Below are 16,910 nucleotides of genomic sequence, written 5' to 3' on the forward strand. Positions count from 1 at the left end.
ATGGATCAGTTGAGACCAGAGAGCAGGGTGGCCGCAACGCCCGCGCATCGTGCCGCGGCGTTCTCGGTGCACGTCTTCACCGCGCTCGGTGCGGGCGTCGCGCTGCTCGCGATGCTCGAGGCCGTGCGCGAGCATTGGACTGCGATGTTCTGGTGGCTCGGCGGCGCGCTCATCATCGACGGCATCGACGGGCCGCTGGCGCGCCGGCTCGACGTCGTCCATGTGCAGCCGGACTGGTCGGGCGACGTGCTCGATCTCGTGGTGGATTTCACGACCTATGTGTTCGTGCCGGCCTACGCCATCACCGCCAGCGGGATGCTGCTGCCGCTCGCGGCGCCGGTCATCGGCGTCGGCATCGCCGTCACCGGCGCACTGTATTTCGCCGATCGCCGCATGAAGAGCGACGACAATCATTTTCGCGGGTTTCCGGGACTCTGGAACATCGCGGCATTCTACCTGTTCCTGCTGCATCCCTCGCCATCGTTGGCGACCTTGGGTCTCGCGGTCCTGATCGCGCTGACCTTCGTCCCGTTCCATGTCATCCACCCGGTGCGCGTCGAGCGGCTGCGCTGGCTGACGCTGCCGCTGGTCGCGCTCTGGGGCGTCCTGGTCATCGACGCGCTGGGAAACAACTTCGCCGTGGGCCCGATCGTAACGACGCTGTTGTGCGCGATCGCCCTCTACATCGTCGCGAGCGACTCCGCGATCCGCCTGTTGAGATCCTTGAAAGCATGATCGACCTTCTGACCAGTCCCGAAGCGTGGGCCGCGCTGCTCACCCTGACCGCACTCGAGATCGTTCTCGGCATCGACAACGTCATCTTCCTGTCGGTGATCACCTCGCGCATCCCGCAGCCGCAGGCGACACGCGCCCGCCAGATCGGGCTGGCGTTGGCCTTGATCTTCCGCATCCTGCTGCTCAGCGTGCTGGTCTGGCTGATCGGGCTGACGCAGCCGGTGTTCACGATCGGTGGCCTCGGCTTCTCCTGGCGCGACATCATCCTGATCGCCGGCGGCCTGTTCCTGATCGCCAAGGCCACGCACGAGATCCATGCCGAGGTCGAGGCGCGTGAGGGGGAGGAGGGGGCGCAGGGCGGCGGCGCCAACAAGTTCTTCTGGGTGATCCTGCAGATCATCGTCATCGATCTCGTGTTCTCGCTGGACTCGATCATCACCGCGATCGGCATGGCCCAGGATCTCGAGATCATGATCGCCGCCGTCATCATCGCTGTCGTCATCATGTACGTGTCCTCGGGACCCGTAGCGCGTTTCGTGGCGAACCATCCGACCACCAAGATGCTGGCGCTCGCCTTCCTGGTGCTGATCGGCGTCGCGCTGGTCGCCGACGGCTTCGAGTTCCACATCCCGCGCGGCTACATCTACTTCGCGATCGTCTTTGCGCTGGCAGTCGAAGCCTTCAACGTGATGGCCTCGCGCAACCGCAGGAAGCGCAACGCCTGACAGGCGCCGAGTTGACAAGGCCGTCGTGATCGCCTTCGCTTTTGCCGCCGGCAGCGCCCGATGCGCGGCCGGAGGTCGGCTCCTTCAACGGAGCCGGATGTCCGATGAGAATCAGGTAAGTGTCGAAGGTTCTTTCGCCGGCTTCCCGGACGCGGCGATGGAGAGTCCGAAGGGGAGATGGCGGGATGGTCAAGGCGGTGCGCGTGCACAAGGTGGGAGGCCCCGAAGCGCTCGTCTATGAGCCGGTTGATCTCGTCGCGCCCGGCCCCGGCGAGGTCCGCATCCGCCAGCACGCGATCGGCCTCAACTTCATCGACGTGTACTATCGCACCGGACTGTACAAGGCGCCCGGCCTGCCGTTCATCGCCGGCAACGAGGCGGCAGGCGAGGTGATCGCCGTGGGGCCGGGCGTCACGCATTTCCATCCCGGCGACCGCGTCGCGTATTATGAGAACCTCGGCGGCTATGCCACCGAGCGCAACATCGGCTGGCAGCGGCTGGTCAAGCTGCCCGACCACATCACCTATGAGCAGGGCGCGGTGCTGATGCTCAAGGGGCTGACGGTCTGGTACCTGCTGCACAAGACCTTCAAGGTCGAGCCGCACCATCGCGTCCTGATCCACGCCGCCGCGGGCGGCATCGGCCTGCTGGCCTGCCAGTGGGCGCGCGCGCTCGGCGCGCACGTCATCGGCACCGTCGGCTCCACAGCGAAGGCGGATCTGGCGCTGGCCAATGGCTGCGACCACGTCATCCTCTACAACGAGGAGGACTTCGTCGCGCGGGTCAAGCAGATCAGCCGCGGCGAATTGTGCGACGTGGTCTATGACGGCGTCGGCAAGTCGACCTTCCCCGGCTCCTTGTCCTGCCTGAAGCCGCGCGGTTTGTTCGTTAGCTTCGGCAATGCCTCGGGTCCGGTGCCGCCATTCTCGATCGCCGAGCTCAACAGTCACGGCTCTCTATTCGCGACCCGGCCGAAGCTCAACGACTACATCGGCAAACGGTCCGAGCTGCTGGAGGGCGCCGACACGCTGTTCTCGGCGGTGATCAGCGGCAAGCTGCACGTGCAGATCAATCACGCCTATGCGCTGAAGGATGCGGGCCGGGCGCACGCCGATCTCGAAAGCCGCGTCACGACCGGGGCCTCGATCCTCAAGCCATAGGAGATTGGCGACCTGGCTCTGCCTCTGGAACCTCGTCCCGGATCGAAGCGTCACCCGCCGCCGAGCTCCAGAGCACCGCGTCCGTCTGCGCTGCCGTCGTCGACGCCTCGATCCGCGCCGGCGCGAGGCTGTCCTGTCCGTCGCGCCAGGCGCGCTCGCGCTCGGGGGCGTCGAGCGCCAGAACGAGACCCTGGTTGAGCTCATAGAGGCCAGAGGCGAGCCCCGCAGCACCGAGCGCGTCCCTGAGCGAATCCTGCACCAGGGCGCGCAGCGCGACGTGTGGCGCCGAGACCGGCACGTCCACCTCGCGGCCGGCCATGGCCTGCGCGCAGGCGCGCCGGTCGAACGAGGCATGGCCGCGGCAGGCGAGCGGACGCGCGGGATGGATGATGCAGCCGCCGCGCACGACGAATGGGCAAGGCTGGCGCAGCTTCATTCGCTCGGTCTCGCTCAGGCCACGCGTCGCGCGGTTGGCGAGCTTGATCCGGCGTGACAGCGAGCCGAGCGCGGTTGCCGGCATGCGCTGATCGATCTGCCGGGCGTAGCGCGCGAGCAGGAAGATCTCCGGTGCCGTCGCGGTCACGCGCAGCGCGCAACAGGAGGGGCAGCCCTTGGCGCAGGCGAGGGTGGGCAGATGCGCCGTCTGGGCATCGATGTTGGCTTCGAACAGATCGAAGGCGCGGTCGGCGAGCATGTCTGCCAGGTTCTGCGAGGCCAGCCCGGACGCCAGCAGCGCGTTGAAGACCCGTCGCAGTCCGTTGAAAGCCGCTTCGCTCAATGTTGTCCTCCGACGCGCGCACGGACCAAAACGCCAGCGACCGCGGCGCACCCGGCGCACCGCGGTCGACAGGGATGAGGCAGAGAGGACGCTCGCGGCCTCATCCGGAGAGAGAGCCGACGTCAGGCAGCAACGCCCTTCAGGATCGCCTCGAAACAGGGGCGGGGGATGCGGAAGAAGCCGCGGCCGCCGGCGAAGGTCTGGTAATGCGGACGCGCCATGTCGAGCAGGCGCTCATACCATTCATTGGCGGTCAGGCTGGCGGGCTTCTCGCCGATCGAGTTGATGTCCGAGTTCGGGAAGAAGCGAACGTGGATCAGCACCTCTTCGGTCGCGGCCAGGGCGATTTGGCTGCCGCTGTCTTCGACCGGCAACGCCCGAGCCAGATTGTCTCTCGCCATTCTTGCATCTCCTCTATGGTGCCGACCTCGTTGTCGGCGGATGATCATCAGCTTGGTCCCGGCAAGCCTCTTTCCTCCGAGCTGATCACATCCCGTACAACGCTATATCAGTATAGATATAACGTAAGTCATCGGATCGCAGGTGTTTGGCGCGATCAGGATCGTTGTTCAGAGGGACGGCTGTCCTTGATCCAGGTCAAATGGCGGCGAGCCCGACCTCGATGTTTGTGCCTCATCTGTAGGCAGCGGGACGCAGGCTTCGCGTATGGCACGGAGCCTGCGTCCCGAACGGCATTCGATCAGGCGACGCAGCGCGCAGCGCCGACCTTGGTCAGGATTCCGTCCAGCGTGTCGATCATCGCCGCGATGTCATCGCGCGTCACATTGAGGGCCGGCATGAAGCGCAGCGCATCCGGACGCGGCGCGTTCAGCAGCAGGCCGAGCTCGAAGGCATGCGCGACGATCGCCGGCGCGATCGGCCTGATCACGTCGAGCGCAAGCAACAGACCGCGGCCGCGCACTTCGCCCAGGCCGTGCCTTGCCGAGATGCGCTGCAACTCGCTCTCCAGATAGATCCCGTTGTCCGTGACAGCCTTCAGAAACTCCGGCTTCTCGATGACGTCGAGCACGGCGAGTCCCGCCGCACACATCAGCGGATTGCCGTTGAAGGTACCGCCCTGATCGCCATGCTCGAAGCAAGACGCCGCTTCGGTCGCCAGCAGGGCGGCGAGCGGAACGCCGCCGCCGATGCCCTTGCCCAAGGTCATGATGTCCGGGAGGACGTCGGCGTGCTCATAGCCGAACAGCTTTCCGGTGCGGCCCATGCCGGTCTGGATCTCGTCGACGATCAGCAGCAGCCCGTGCCTGGTGGTCAGCACCCGCAACTGCTGCAGGAACCTGTCCGTCGCGGGCCACACGCCGGCCTCGCCCTGGATCGGCTCGAGCATGATCGCCACCGTCTTGTCGGAGATCAGGGCCTCGACCGAGGCGATGTCGTTCAGGCGTGCCTTTGGAAAGCCCGGGACCTTGGGCTCGAACAGCGGCTCGAACGCCTTCTTGCCAGAAGCCGACATCGTCGCCAGCGTGCGGCCGTGGAAGCCGCCCTCGAAGGTGATGATCTCATACGCGCCGTTCTTGCGCAGAGCGCCGTATTTGCGCGCGAGCTTGATGGCGCCTTCATTGGCTTCGGCGCCCGAATTGGTGAAGAACACCTGGTCGAAGCACGAGCGGTCGACGAGTGCCTTGGCGAACTGCAGGCTGGTGTCGTTGAAATACGCTGGGCTCGGCGTGATCAGGCGCGCCGCCTGGCTGGCGAGCGCGCTGGCCAGCGCCGGCGGCGCATGGCCGAGCGAGTTCACGGCCCAGCCCTGGATGAAGTCCAGATAGCGCTTGCCGTCGTCGTCCCATAGCCAGGACCCCTTGCCCTGAACGAAGACGGTGCGCGGACGCGCCGTGATCTCCATCAGAGCGTCGTAGGGATGGGAGGCGGTCAGCATGTGCAATCTCCTGTGCTCAGGGGTGAAACGGTGGGCCAAAAAGCGAGAAGGCCGCTCCTTTGCGGGAGCGGCCTTCTCGAAAACCTGGAGCTGATGAGCTAGCTGATCAGCAACGTCTTCGGACATGGCGCGCCCCGGCATCGTCACGGCGGTGACGACGGCAAACGGCGGCGCGGCGGTCGGTCCGGTTGAAGATCATGCGGCGGCCATACAGGCAAATCGCAACCGGTGTCAAGATGCCGGCCTGCAGGGTGCAATACGGGCCGCCGCTCCGGGAAGCGGCGAGGGAAGCGCCGGCCGGCGCGAAGGCCGCACGATCCAATCTCGGGTCTCGCGCTTTAGTGACAACTTTACCAAACATTTAGCGGCTGCGTTTACTTTGCCGGCCAGCTTGAAAATGCAAGCTGCTCAGGATGAGCGATGTCGAACCCCCATCTCACGATCGCCGAAGAAGTGCAGGCGGCCATAGCCACCGGCTCAGCCGACCGCTGCTCCGGCGTGGCCGAGCGAGTCGCCTCCCTGTTCGTCGCCTCCGCCGGCAGCCTGGATATCGAGCAGCACGCGCTGTTTGCCGACGTCTTCGAGCGTCTCGTCAACACCATCGAGCTGCGCGCGCTGGCCGACGTCGGTGCCCGGATCGCACTCGCCGAACTCAGCGCCCAGCTTGCCCCGATCCCGCAGGCGCCGGCCGGCGTGATCCGGCGGCTGGCTCATCATGACGACATCGCCGTCGCGGGGCCGGTGCTTTCGGAATCGCCGCGGCTGAGCAGCGAGGATCTGATCGAGATCGCGCAGACGCGCAGCGAGAAGCACCTGGTGGCGATCGCCGGGCGCTGGTGGCTGCAGGAGATCGTCACCGATGCGCTGCTCGCGCGACGCTATCCGAGCGTGAGCCGGCAACTGATGAAGAATCCCGGGGCGCGGGTGTCTCCCGCCGGATTTGCCGTCATCGTGGCGCAAGCGGCTGGAGATGCGGAGCTCACGGTCGCGGCCGGCATCCGCGCCGATCTGCCGGCAGCCTTGCGCAGGACCCTGTTGCAGCGCGCGACGGAGGCGGTGAGGGTGCGCCTGCTCGCCTCGGCGCCGCCGCATCTCTACGAGGAAATCCGCAGCGCCATTTCAGCGGCCACGCTCGACGCCGAGCGCGAGTTGTCACGAAACCGCGTCGGCGGCAGCGCCAAGGCGGCGATCGGCCAACTCAAACAGGGCGGAAAGCTCACCGAGGCCGAGTTGCTCGAATTTGCCCGCCAGCGGCGCTACGGCGAGACGATCGCGGCCATCGCGGAGCTCGCGAAATGCAGTATCGAGCTGGTACGGCCGCTGATGCAGAGCCTGCGCAGCGACGGCATTCTCGTGCCGTGCAAGGCCGCTGGACTGAGCTGGGTCACGGTTGCCGCGATCCTCGATAGCCGGTTCGTTTCAGGTGCAACGCCCCCCGACGAGCTGACCAAGCTCAAGAACAAATATCTCGAACTGAAGCAGGACGAGGCGCTTCGCCTGCTGAATCTCTGGTCGGTTCGCACCACGGGCTCCTCGCACTGAGGGGCGGTCCGCAGGTCCAGGACTCATCTACACGCCCGTCTGCGATTCCCCCGAGTTCCCGGCGGGTGGCCCGAGACGCGACAGAGCCGCGCTAGAACCCAGCGACCGTGCCGTGCAGGTCGTATTCGTCGGCACGCTCGATCTTGACCGTGACGATCTCGCCGACACGCAACGGCCGCCGGCTGGACAGATAAACGGCGCCATCGATGTCGGGGGCATCAGCCTTGGTGCGGCCCTTGGCGACGCTTGGCCCGACCTCGTCGATGATCACCTGCTGACGCGTTCCAACCTTGCGCTTGAGCCGGCGTGCCGAGATCTTCTGCTGGCGAGCCATCAGGGCGTCCCAGCGCTCCTGCTTGACCGCGTCCGGGACCTGGTCGGGCAGGGCGTTGGAGGTCGCGCCGGCCACAGGCTCGTATTTGAAGCATCCGAGCCGATCGATCTCGGCCTCATCCAGCCAGTCCAGCAGATAGGCGAAATCGGCGTCCGTCTCTCCGGGGAAGCCGACGATGAAGGTCGAGCGCAGCGCGAGGTCAGGGCAGGTGGTCCGCCACGCCTTGATCCGGTCCAGCGTCTTGTCCTGCGCCGCCGGGCGGCGCATCGCCTTCAGGACGTTCGGGCTGGCATGCTGGAACGGGATGTCGAGATAAGGCAATATTTTACCGTTAGCCAGGAGGCCGATCACCTCGTCGACATGCGGGTAGGGGTAGACGTAATGCAGCCGGACCCAGGCGCCGAGCTCGCCGAGCTCGCGCGCCAGATCGAGGAAGCGAGCCCGGACGCTGCGGTCCTTCCAGGCGCTTTCGGCATATTTCAGGTCCAGCCCATAGGCCGAGGTGTCCTGCGAAATGACCAGGAGCTCCTTGACCCCGGCTGCGACCAGCCGCTCGGCCTCGCGCAGCACGTCGGCTGCGGGGCGCGACACCAGATCGCCACGCAGCTTCGGGATGATGCAGAAGGTGCAGCGGTTGTTGCAACCTTCGGAGATCTTCAGATAGGCGTAGTGCCGGGGCGTGAGCTTGATGCCCTGCGGAGGAACCAGGTCGAGGTGAGGGTTGTGCGCAGGCGGCGATGCGCGGTGGACGGCGTCCAGCACACTCTCGTACTGCTGCGGGCCGGTGATCGACAGCACGCCGGGATAGGCCTGCTCGATCTGCTCCGGCTCGGCGCCCATGCAGCCGGTCACGATGACCTTGCCGTTCTCGGCCATGGCCGAGCCGATCGCCGACAGGGATTCCTGCTTGGCGCTGTCCAGGAACCCGCAGGTGTTGACGATGACGACGTCGGCGCCGTCATGCTTCCGGGCAAGCTCGTAGCCCTCGGCGCGAAGGCGCGTGATGATGCGCTCGGAATCGACCAAAGCCTTGGGACATCCGAGCGAAACAAAGCTGATCTTGGGCGCCGAACCCTGCTGCATCTTGGAACTGCCTGATGAGATAGGCGTCAGCTAGTCCGAATTGCCCAGAAAGACAAGGCTTTGACGCGGCCACGTCCATGCTATGGGTGAGGGCCCGGACAACCTGGTGATCGATGAGCGCCGAGCAATCGCCTAAAATCGTGATCGTCGACGAAAGCCCGATCCGCGCGGCCATCCTCGAGGAAGGCTTGCGGGAAGCGGGCTTTACCGGCGTCGTGCATGTCAGCGAGATGCAAGGTCTCCTGGCGCGCATCTATGCCCTGGATCCGGACGTCATCGTCATCGACCTGGAGAACCCGAGCCGCGACGTGCTGGAGCAGATGTTCCAGGTCAGTCGCGCCGTCCGCCGGCCGATCGCGATGTTCGTGGACCAGAGCGACGCGGCTTCGATCCAGGCCTCGGTGGAGGCGGGCGTCTCCGCCTACATCGTCGACGGCCTGAAGAAGGAGCGGATCAAGCCGATCCTCGATCTCTGCATCTCCCGCTTCAATGCGTTCTCCAAGCTTCAGGACGAGCTCGAGCGCACCAAGTCCGCGCTCGAAGACCGCAAGGTGATCGACCGCGCCAAGGGCATTCTGATGAAGATGAAGGGCTTCACCGAAGAGGAAGCCTACGTGCTGTTGCGCTCCACGGCGATGCGCGAAAAGAAGAAGATCGGCGAGATCGCGCAATCGATCCTGACCGCCTCGGAGATGCTGAAATGACCGGCCCGCTTCGCATTGGCTTCATCCCGCTGGTCGATGCCGCCGCGCTGATCGTCGCCGTCGACAACGGATTCACCGCGGCTGAAGGTCTCGATGTCACGCTGGTCCGCGAAGTGTCATGGTCGAACGTGCGCGACAAGCTCAACATCGGCCTGTTCCACGCGGCGCATCTGCTGGCTCCCGTCGCCATTGCGTCCAGCCTGGGCATCGGCCATGTCAAGGTGCCGATCGTGGCTCCCTTCAATCTCGGAGTGAATGGCAACGCGATCACCGTGACGCCAGCGCTGCATGCGGCGATCATGGCCCACCTCGAGGGGGATCGTTTCGACCCGATGGCGACGGCGCTGGCGCTGGCGCGCGTCGTCGCTGAACGGCGCAAGGCCGGCGCCGAGCCGCTGACGTTCGGCATGACGTTTCCGTTCTCGACCCACAACTATCAGTTGCGGTTCTGGATGGCCGCAGGCGGTGTCGACCCCGATGAGGACGTCCGTCTCGTGGTGCTGCCGCCGCCCTACATGGTGGAGAGCATCGCCAACGGTCACGTCGACGCGTTCTGCGTCGGAGCACCGTGGAACTCGATCGCGGTCGATCTCGGCATCGGCCATATTCTCCACTTCGTGTCTGACGTGCTGGTGCGCGCGGCCGAAAAGGTGCTGGCGGTCAGGCAGAGCTGGGCTGACAAGAATCCCGACGCCCTCGCCGGCCTGGTCCGCGCCTGCGCCAAGGCCGCCGAATTCATCGAGCAGAACCACGCAGAAGCCGCGCGTATCCTAGCCCAGCCGGAGCGGATCGGCGTCGATGCGGAGGTGCTCCAGCGCACGCTGGACGGCCGCCTCAAAATCTCGCCGGACGGCACCTTCCGCGAAAGCTCGCGCTATCTGCTGGTGGGCCGGGAAGAGGCGGGACGGCCCGAGAAGATCCAGGCGGCCTGGCTCTATGCCCAGATGGTGCGGTGGGGCCAGACTCCCCTCAGCACTGAAGCCCTGGGCACCGCCATGGGCGTGTTCCGGCCGGACATCTACGACGCGGCGATGGGCACGGCCGCGGTCGGCACGGATGGCGCCATCGGCGCCTTCGCCGGTCCGCCTTTCGCGGCGGACGACGTGATCGGCCATCTCAAGGCCTTCAAGATCGGCCGCTGGACGGCCTGAGGTCTTCCACTCAGCACCCAATTTGGGCAACTCGCTCCGCCGATCAAATTTTGGGCGAAGTGCCCGCATTTGAGGGCTTGAGCCTGCCAGTGCGGGTTCGCCGATTTGAGCAGCCCTCTGAATTCTCTTACATTTCCTGCTTGTCCCGGCTGGCACGCAATTTGAATATTGCAGTGCGGTCAGCCGCCACAGATGCCGCTGACTGCAGTCCATTACCGGATTTCCGCAGCAACGAAGCTGGTCGGATCGCTCATTTGAACCGCCCCCCATCGGCCGTTCGACGACGCGATCCTCGTCCCATCCGCAAACGCCATTCGTCCTGGCCGCTGGAGCTTCGTCCGCCATCATGAAAATCGAACCCTTGTCAGTCGACTTCAACGACGAGCAGAAGCGCTACCTTGAGGGGTTGGCCGCCGGCCTCAAGGTCACGCTGGCCGGCCGCGGGCAGGCTGCTGCCGCGACGACGATTGCCGAGCCGACCGGGCCCGACGCCATTCACATCAAGGCGCAGGACAAGGTCATCGCATCCGGGCGCAAGCTCGCCGACCAGGAGAAGGTCAAGCGCGAGCTGCACCCGTTCGATGCCTATGAGCGGCTGAAGGAGCAGGCCCGCAGCAATGCTGCGCCGTCCGCGGCGGACAATTTCCGCTGGCGCTATTACGGCCTTTTTCATGTCGCGCCGGCGCAGGACTCCTACATGTGCCGCCTGCGCATTCCCAACGGCGTGATGAAGCATTGGCAGCTCGCGGGGCTTGCCGACCTCGCCGACCGGCTCTGCGGTCCCTATAGCCACGTCACGACGCGCGCCAATCTGCAGCTACGCGAGATCCCGCCCAAGCATGCCGTGATGCTGCTGGAAGGTCTGTCGGATCTCGGCCTGACGGCGCGCGGCTCCGGCGCCGACAACATCCGCAACGTGACGGGAACGCCGACCGCCGGCATCGATCCGCAGGAGCTGCTGGACACGCGTCCTTTCGCGCGCGAATGGCACTTCCACATCCTCAACGACCGCTCGCTCTACGGCCTGCCGCGCAAGTTCAATGTCGCCTTCGACGGCGCCGGTCGGATCGCGGCGTTGGAGGACACCAACGACATCGCGTTCTCGGCGGTCGAGGTGAAGGACGGATTCGGCGTTGCGCCGGGCGTGTGGTTCAAGCTCGGCCTCGGCGGCATCACCGGACACAAGGATTTCGCCAAGCCGACAGGAATCATCGTCGAGCCGGAGCGGGCGACCGAGGTGGCCGACGCCATCGTGCGGCTGTTCATCGAGACCGGCGACCGCACCAATCGCCTCAAGGCGCGGCTCAAATACGTGCTCGACAGCATGGGCCACGACAAATTCATGGAAGCCGTTGAAACAAGGCTCGGCCGCAAGCTGGCGCGCGTCCCCGACGAGGCGCTCGAGCCGCGTCCCGATTCGGACCGGATGGCCCATATCGGCGTGCACCAGCAGAAGCAGCAGGGGCTGAACTGGATCGGCGTCGTGCTGCCGCTGGGCAAGCTGACCACGGAACAGATGCGCGCGCTCGCCAAGATCGCTGCGGATCTCGGCGACGGCGAGATCCGGCTCACGGTGTGGCAGAACCTGCTGTTATCGGGCGTCCGCGACGACAAGGTCGCGCTGGCCTGCGCCGCGGTCGAGCAGATCGGACTGTCGGTCAAGGCCTCGCACATCCGCGCCGGACTGATCGCCTGCACCGGCAACGCCGGCTGCAAGTTCGCAGCATCCAACACCAAGAAACATGCGGCCGAGATCGGCGACTGGTGCGAGACGAGGGTGGATGTCGACACGCCTCTCAACATCCATCTGACCGGCTGTCATCACTCCTGCGCCCAGCACTACATCAGCGACATCGGCATGATCGGCGCGAAGGTGCCGGTCGGCGATGGCGACGACACCGTCGAGGGCTATCATTTGTTCGCCGGCGGCGGCTTCGGCCCGCAGGCCGATATCGGCCGCGAGGTCTATCGCGATCTCAAGGCGGCGGATGCGCCTGTAACCGTCGAGAAGCTGCTCAAGGCCTATCTCGCCCATCGCGCCTCGCCCGAGGAGACCTTCCTGTCGTTCGCACGTCGTCACGACGGCGAAACGCTGCGCAATCTCGCCGAAGCCCAGATTTCGTCGGAGGTCTCAGCATGAACCAGATCACGCCCATGTCCAAGATCGAGATCATTCCTCCGACGGCGCCATTTTCCGAGGCGCAGCGCTCGTGGCTCAACGGTTTCCTGGCCGGAGCGTTCGGTCTCGACGGCGCGACGGCATTGTCGCCGGCGCAGAACGGCGCCGTGCTCGCGCCCGCGAGCGACGGTGATGACGGCGAGGCGCCATGGCACGATCAGACCATGCCGATCGGCGAGCGCATGAAGCTCGCCGAGGGCCGTCCGCTGCGCCGGCGCATGATGGCGGCCATGGCACAGCAGGACTGCGGCCAATGCGGCTACAATTGCAGCGACTATTCGGATGCGATTGCCGATCGCAGCGAGGCGCGGCTCAACCTGTGCGTCCCCGGCGGCAAGGAAACCGCGCGGATGCTCAAGGCGCTCTACGAGGAGATCGACAAGGCTCCGGCCGCGGCCAAGCCCGCTGCGGCTGCGCCGGCCACCGTCTCCGTCGTCGTCAGCGAGCCCGGTCGCTCGCGCGACAATCCGGTCGAGGCGACGTTCCTGTCGCGGCGTCTGCTCAACAAGCCGGGCTCGGAGAAGGAGACCTGGCACATCGAGTTCGATCTCGGAGAGAGCGGGCTCGACTACGTCGTCGGCGATTCCTTCGGCATCTTCGCCAAGAATGATCTCGGCCTGGTCGATCAGATCATCGCGCTGCTCGGCGCCTCGCACATGACCGAGGTGAACGGCAAGCCGCTGCGGCAGTGCCTGCTCGAGGACGTCTCGCTGGCGCCGGCGCCGGATTCGCTGTTCGAGCTGATCTCCTTCATCACCGGCGGCGCGACCCGCGAGAAGGCGCGGCAGCTGGCGCAGGGCGAGGATCCCGATGGCGACGCGGCGACGCTCGATGTGATGGCGGTGCTGCAGAAGTTCTCCGGCGTCCGGCCGCATCCCGAGGCCTTCGTCGAGGCGCTGGAGCCGCTGCAGCCGCGGCTCTACTCGATCTCGTCGTCGCACAATGCCACGCCCGGCAAGCTGTCGCTGACGGTCGACTGCGTCCGCTACGTCGTTGGCAAGCGCAAGCGGCTGGGACTTGCCTCGACCTTCCTGGCCGAGCGGATCAATCCCGGCGACAAGCTGCGCGTCTATGTGCAGAAGGCGCATGGCTTCGCGTTGCCGGCCGATCCGAAGACGCCGATCATCATGGTCGGCCCCGGCACCGGCGTCGCGCCGTTCCGCGCCTTCCTGCACGACCGCAGGGCGACCGGCGCGCCGGGCAAGAACTGGCTGTTCTTCGGCCATCAGCGCAGCGACTGCGACTTCTTCTACGCCGACGAGCTCAACGCCATGAAGACCGCCGGCCTCTTGACGCGGCTGTCGCTGGCGTGGTCGCGCGACGGCGACAAGAAATTCTACGTCCAGGACCGCATGCGCGAGGTCGGCCGCGAGGTGTGGACCTGGCTCGCCGACGGCGCCCATCTCTACATCTGCGGCGACGCCAAGCGCATGGCCAAGGACGTCGAGCGCGCCCTGGTCGACATCGTCGCCCAGTTCGGCGCGCGTTCGACGGACGAGGCGGTGAGTTTCGTCGCGGACCTCAAGAAGAAGGGCCGGTTCCAGCTCGACGTCTACTGAGCTGGAACCGGCGGAGAATATTCTCGGTCGCAACATCGGCCGAGAATTTTTTGGTTCCAAGCGGACCCGAAACAGGGGGCTTGTCGTTATTTCGCCGGTTGCCTTGCACCCGGCCGCGGGAACGCTTTTCTCATGGCCGGAACTTCAGGAGACCGGCCATGCGCACGATATCGACGCCCCTGCGACAGATGCCCCAGGCCCGCGCCATTCGCGAACGCGGCGCAACCGTCGCGCTGGTTGCCTTCTACAGCGCGATGGCGCTGATTGCCGCGATCACCCTGGGCACGTCTTTCACGCATCCGTTCTGATTCTCATCACCTCTTGAACGGCGCGACCGTGATGGCGGCCGCGTCGAGCGCCTTGCGGACCTCCCGCGCAATCTCGACCGCGCCGGCGGTGTCGCCATGGATGCAGACGGTGTCGGTCCGCATCTTCATCACCTTGCCAGTCACCGAAATCACCGCGCCGTCCTGAACCATGCGCACCACACGATCGGCGATGACCTTGGGATCGTGCAGCACGGCGCCGGGCTTGCTGCGCGACACCAGGAGTCCATCGTCGCCATAGGCGCGATCGGCAAACACCTCGTGAGCCATCCTCAGATTGGCCTTCTCGCCAGCGGTCACCAGCTTGGAGTTGGCGAGCACGACGAAGATCAGGCTCGGATCGACGGCCTTGATCGCCTTGGCGATGGCGTTCGCCGTCATGTCGTCCTCGCAGGCGACATTGGACAGCGCGCCGTGTGCCTTCACATGCGTGACCTTGTGACCGGCCGCGGTGGCGATCGCCTGCAGGGCGCCGATCTGATAGGCGACGAGGTTCTCGATCTCCGATGATTTCAGCCCCGGCATCGGACGCCGACCGAAACCATGCAGATCGCGATAGCCGGGATGCGCGCCGACGCTGACGCCTTTGGCCTTCGCCATCTCGACCGTCCGCCGCATGATGTCAGCGTCACCGGCATGAAAGCCGCAGGCGACGTTGACCGATGTCGCCAGCTCGATCATGGCGGCGTCATTGCCCATTTCCCACGGGCCAAAACTCTCTCCGAGGTCGCAGTTCAGATCGACGGTGCTGGTCATGTCAGGGTCCGCTCGTTGATGGGTCCGAAGCAACGTGAGATGTGATCAAACTAATCGGGAGTGACTCCGGGCCAGGTGGTGGCGTCGGTTGCGCTGACGGCATGACCGGCCACATTGGCCGTGAACAGCGCATCGACGTTGAAGTCGCTGCTCGCAAGCTCGGTGACGCGGCCGGGCAAGCTGCGCAGCAGATCCTTGTAACGACGCAGTTCGGCCTGCGCCTCGGCCATGCTCACGGCCTTGAAGCGGAATGGCGTGCCGGCCGGCGTCTGCGCCAGGCGGCCGAAATCGGCCGTGATGACGGTCGCGATCTTCGGATAGCCGCCGCTGGTGCCGCGGTCCGACATCAGCACGATCGGCGAACCGTTGCCGGGCACCTGGATGCTGCCGTCCACGGTGCCGTCCGAGACGATGTTGTGACCGTGCAGGTGGCGCATCTGCGGCCCCTCGAGGCGATAGCCCATGCGGTCGCTGGTCGCCGAGACCATCCAGTCGCTGCCGAGGAATAGCGCTTTCATCTCGTCGCTGAACTCGTCGTCCTGCGGTCCCATGACGACACGAATCGCGCCGCCGGCTTTCGGCAGATCGATCCGCAGTTCCGGCGCATCGCCGGCGGGCGCGACTTCGAACACGTCGCCGGCCTGAAGCGGGCGGGGGTAGGGGCTGCCGAGCCCGGCGCGCGCATTCACCGAGAGACTGTTGAACATCGGTTCGCCGGCGATGCCACCGGCGATGGCGAGATAGGTGAACGAGCCGCCGCGCGCAAAGCCGAGCGTGAGCTGCTCCCCGTCGTTCAGCGTCACCGACGTGTTGATCTCGACCTGCCGCTTGGCGACATCCGCCAGCCGTTGCGCGCCGGCGAGCGCCACGCGCACCGCGCCGCCCTTCGCCGCGAACGTCGCGCCGAACGGGCCGATCTCGATCGCAGCCGCCATCAGCGCATTGCCGACGAGGCTGTTGGCTGCCGCCAGCGCCAGCTTGTCCATCGCGCCGGACGGCGTCAGCCCGTAGCGCTGCGCGCCGAAACGCCCGCCATCCTGGACCGAGCTTGCCGGGCCGATCTGTGAGACGACCAGCGTGCTCATGCGGCGATCCGCTCGGCGATGAGCACGCCGCCCTCGGCGGCGCGCTCCTGCTCCGCGAAGGTCTTGACGTCAACGGCATAGAAGCTGACCTCGTCGCCGGGCTCGAGCAGAAAGGTCGGCTCGCGATGCAGTTGAAATGTCCGCATCGCGGTGCGGCCAAGCAGGTGCCAGCCGCACGGCCCGGCAAGGCATTGGATGCCGGTCTGGATGCCGCCGATGGCGATGATGCCGGCCGGTGTCCAGAGCCGCGGATTCTGGCGGCGCGACATCTGCAGCGTGGGATCGAGACCGGACAAATAGGACCAGCCCGGCGTGAAGCCGATCATTGCGACGCGATAAGTGCTGGCGATATGGCGTGCGACGACTTCGTCCGGCGTGAGGCTCAACGCCTTGGCGACATCCTCGAGGTCGATGCCATTCTCTCCGCCATAGCAGACGGGAACCCGCCAGCGCCTGACCTCACTTTCCGGCGCGAGCGACCCGGCCGACAGCGCCAGCAGCTTTGCTCCAAGGGTGTCGTGGTCGATCACACCTGCATCATAGTGCACCAGCAGCGAGCGATAGGTCGGCACCGTCTCCGTGATGCCCTCGATCCCGGCCGCTGCCACCGCATGGTCGAGCGCCAGGACGCGGCGGTTGGCGGTCTCGTCGATCGTCCGGCTGAACTCGACGGTGACGGCGCTGTCGCCGCTGGGCAGCAGGCGAGGAGGTGGAAAAGGGTCGGCCATGAGTCCGAAGTGATCCGCGTTGGTGTTCCTCATCTAGCTGTTTTCAGGCGCCAGTGGAATTGGGTCCAAGGCAAAAAGTCTCGAAAATTCAATAAATTAATCGGATGTCTTGCGATAAGGAGGCCTTATCGGGTGCACGCAAGCCCCGCATGCGCCGGACGCACCGCG

General features: G+C 65.8%; 16 protein-coding genes. 9 read left to right on the top strand and 7 right to left on the bottom strand.

Features of this window, described 5'->3' with window-relative positions; genetic code table 11:
* The 3 genes from pcsA (at position 1) to ACQR03_RS05920 (ending at position 2,620) form a co-directional block, all read left to right on the top strand.
* Positions 1–735, top strand: a complete 735-nt coding sequence (gene pcsA, locus ACQR03_RS05910; RefSeq protein ID WP_315711995.1) for a phosphatidylcholine synthase — start codon at positions 1–3, stop codon at positions 733–735.
* The gene (locus ACQR03_RS05915) at positions 732–1,460 is read left to right on the top strand and encodes a TerC family protein (protein ID WP_315711994.1); all 729 of its coding nucleotides are present in this window, start codon (positions 732–734) and stop codon (positions 1,458–1,460) included. The genes pcsA and ACQR03_RS05915 overlap by 4 nt, the downstream gene beginning before the upstream one ends.
* A gap of 185 nt (positions 1,461–1,645) precedes the next feature.
* Entirely contained in the window at positions 1,646–2,620 is a 975-nt protein-coding gene (locus ACQR03_RS05920; protein WP_315751589.1) for a quinone oxidoreductase family protein, read from the top strand.
* On the opposite strand, the gene ACQR03_RS05925 is transcribed toward ACQR03_RS05920, so the two are convergent.
* The 3 genes from ACQR03_RS05925 to ACQR03_RS05935 form a co-directional block, all read right to left on the bottom strand.
* Positions 2,610–3,398 carry a YkgJ family cysteine cluster protein gene (locus ACQR03_RS05925; protein ID WP_315711991.1) on the bottom strand — a complete coding sequence of 263 codons (789 nt, stop codon included), beginning with the start codon at positions 3,396–3,398 and terminating at the stop codon, positions 2,610–2,612. The two genes, ACQR03_RS05920 and ACQR03_RS05925, sit on opposite strands and share 11 nt — an antisense overlap.
* A gap of 122 nt (positions 3,399–3,520) precedes the next feature.
* Positions 3,521–3,799 carry a hypothetical protein gene (locus tag ACQR03_RS05930; protein WP_315711990.1) on the bottom strand — a complete coding sequence of 93 codons (279 nt, stop codon included), beginning with the start codon at positions 3,797–3,799 and terminating at the stop codon, positions 3,521–3,523.
* Positions 3,800–4,098: 299 nt separating this feature from the next.
* Entirely contained in the window at positions 4,099–5,295 is a 1,197-nt protein-coding gene (locus ACQR03_RS05935; RefSeq protein ID WP_316202332.1) for an acetylornithine transaminase, read from the bottom strand.
* 420 nt (positions 5,296–5,715) lie between these two features.
* Between ACQR03_RS05935 and ACQR03_RS05940 the strand changes: the two genes are divergently transcribed.
* Entirely contained in the window at positions 5,716–6,837 is a 1,122-nt protein-coding gene (locus ACQR03_RS05940; RefSeq protein ID WP_316202333.1) for a DUF2336 domain-containing protein, read from the top strand.
* Positions 6,838–6,928: 91 nt separating this feature from the next.
* On the opposite strand, the gene rimO is transcribed toward ACQR03_RS05940, so the two are convergent.
* Positions 6,929–8,254 (bottom strand): 30S ribosomal protein S12 methylthiotransferase RimO, encoded by a 1,326-nt coding sequence (rimO, locus tag ACQR03_RS05945; protein WP_316202334.1) that lies wholly within the window; start codon positions 8,252–8,254, stop codon positions 6,929–6,931.
* 113 nt (positions 8,255–8,367) lie between these two features.
* Between rimO and ACQR03_RS05950 the strand changes: the two genes are divergently transcribed.
* The 5 genes from ACQR03_RS05950 to ACQR03_RS05970 all read left to right on the top strand — a co-directional run bounded on the left by ACQR03_RS05950 (position 8,368) and on the right by ACQR03_RS05970 (position 14,155).
* On the top strand, positions 8,368–8,958 hold the full coding sequence (locus ACQR03_RS05950) for an ANTAR domain-containing response regulator (RefSeq protein ID WP_008965342.1): 591 nt from the start codon (positions 8,368–8,370) through the stop codon (positions 8,956–8,958).
* Entirely contained in the window at positions 8,955–10,109 is a 1,155-nt protein-coding gene (locus ACQR03_RS05955; protein WP_315751585.1) for a CmpA/NrtA family ABC transporter substrate-binding protein, read from the top strand. Before ACQR03_RS05950 ends, ACQR03_RS05955 begins: the two co-directional genes overlap by 4 nt.
* Before the next feature lie 346 nt (positions 10,110–10,455).
* Complete coding sequence (locus ACQR03_RS05960; protein ID WP_316202336.1) at positions 10,456–12,249, top strand: NirA family protein; 1,794 nt, start codon at positions 10,456–10,458, stop codon at positions 12,247–12,249.
* Complete coding sequence (locus ACQR03_RS05965) at positions 12,246–13,847, top strand: sulfite reductase subunit alpha (protein ID WP_316202337.1); 1,602 nt, start codon at positions 12,246–12,248, stop codon at positions 13,845–13,847. The genes ACQR03_RS05960 and ACQR03_RS05965 overlap by 4 nt, the downstream gene beginning before the upstream one ends.
* A 158-nt stretch (positions 13,848–14,005) precedes the next feature.
* Positions 14,006–14,155 carry a hypothetical protein gene (locus ACQR03_RS05970; protein WP_315711980.1) on the top strand — a complete coding sequence of 50 codons (150 nt, stop codon included), beginning with the start codon at positions 14,006–14,008 and terminating at the stop codon, positions 14,153–14,155.
* 6 nt (positions 14,156–14,161) lie between these two features.
* Here ACQR03_RS05970 and ACQR03_RS05975 read toward each other — a convergent pair whose 3' ends face one another.
* From ACQR03_RS05975 to pxpB, 3 genes are read right to left on the bottom strand one after another with little or no spacing between them, the layout of a single operon-like run.
* Entirely contained in the window at positions 14,162–14,929 is a 768-nt protein-coding gene (locus ACQR03_RS05975; RefSeq protein WP_315711978.1) for a LamB/YcsF family protein, read from the bottom strand.
* Positions 14,930–14,979: 50 nt separating this feature from the next.
* Positions 14,980–16,014 carry a biotin-dependent carboxyltransferase family protein gene (locus ACQR03_RS05980; RefSeq protein WP_315751582.1) on the bottom strand — a complete coding sequence of 345 codons (1,035 nt, stop codon included), beginning with the start codon at positions 16,012–16,014 and terminating at the stop codon, positions 14,980–14,982.
* The gene (gene pxpB, locus ACQR03_RS05985) at positions 16,011–16,742 is read right to left on the bottom strand and encodes a 5-oxoprolinase subunit PxpB (RefSeq protein ID WP_315751581.1); all 732 of its coding nucleotides are present in this window, start codon (positions 16,740–16,742) and stop codon (positions 16,011–16,013) included. Before pxpB ends, ACQR03_RS05980 begins: the two co-directional genes overlap by 4 nt.
* Positions 16,743–16,910 lie beyond the last annotated feature (168 nt).

Origin of the sequence: Bradyrhizobium sp. HKCCYLS3070, from assembly GCF_051167575.1 — a bacterium.
Taxonomy (GTDB): domain Bacteria; phylum Pseudomonadota; class Alphaproteobacteria; order Rhizobiales; family Xanthobacteraceae; genus Bradyrhizobium.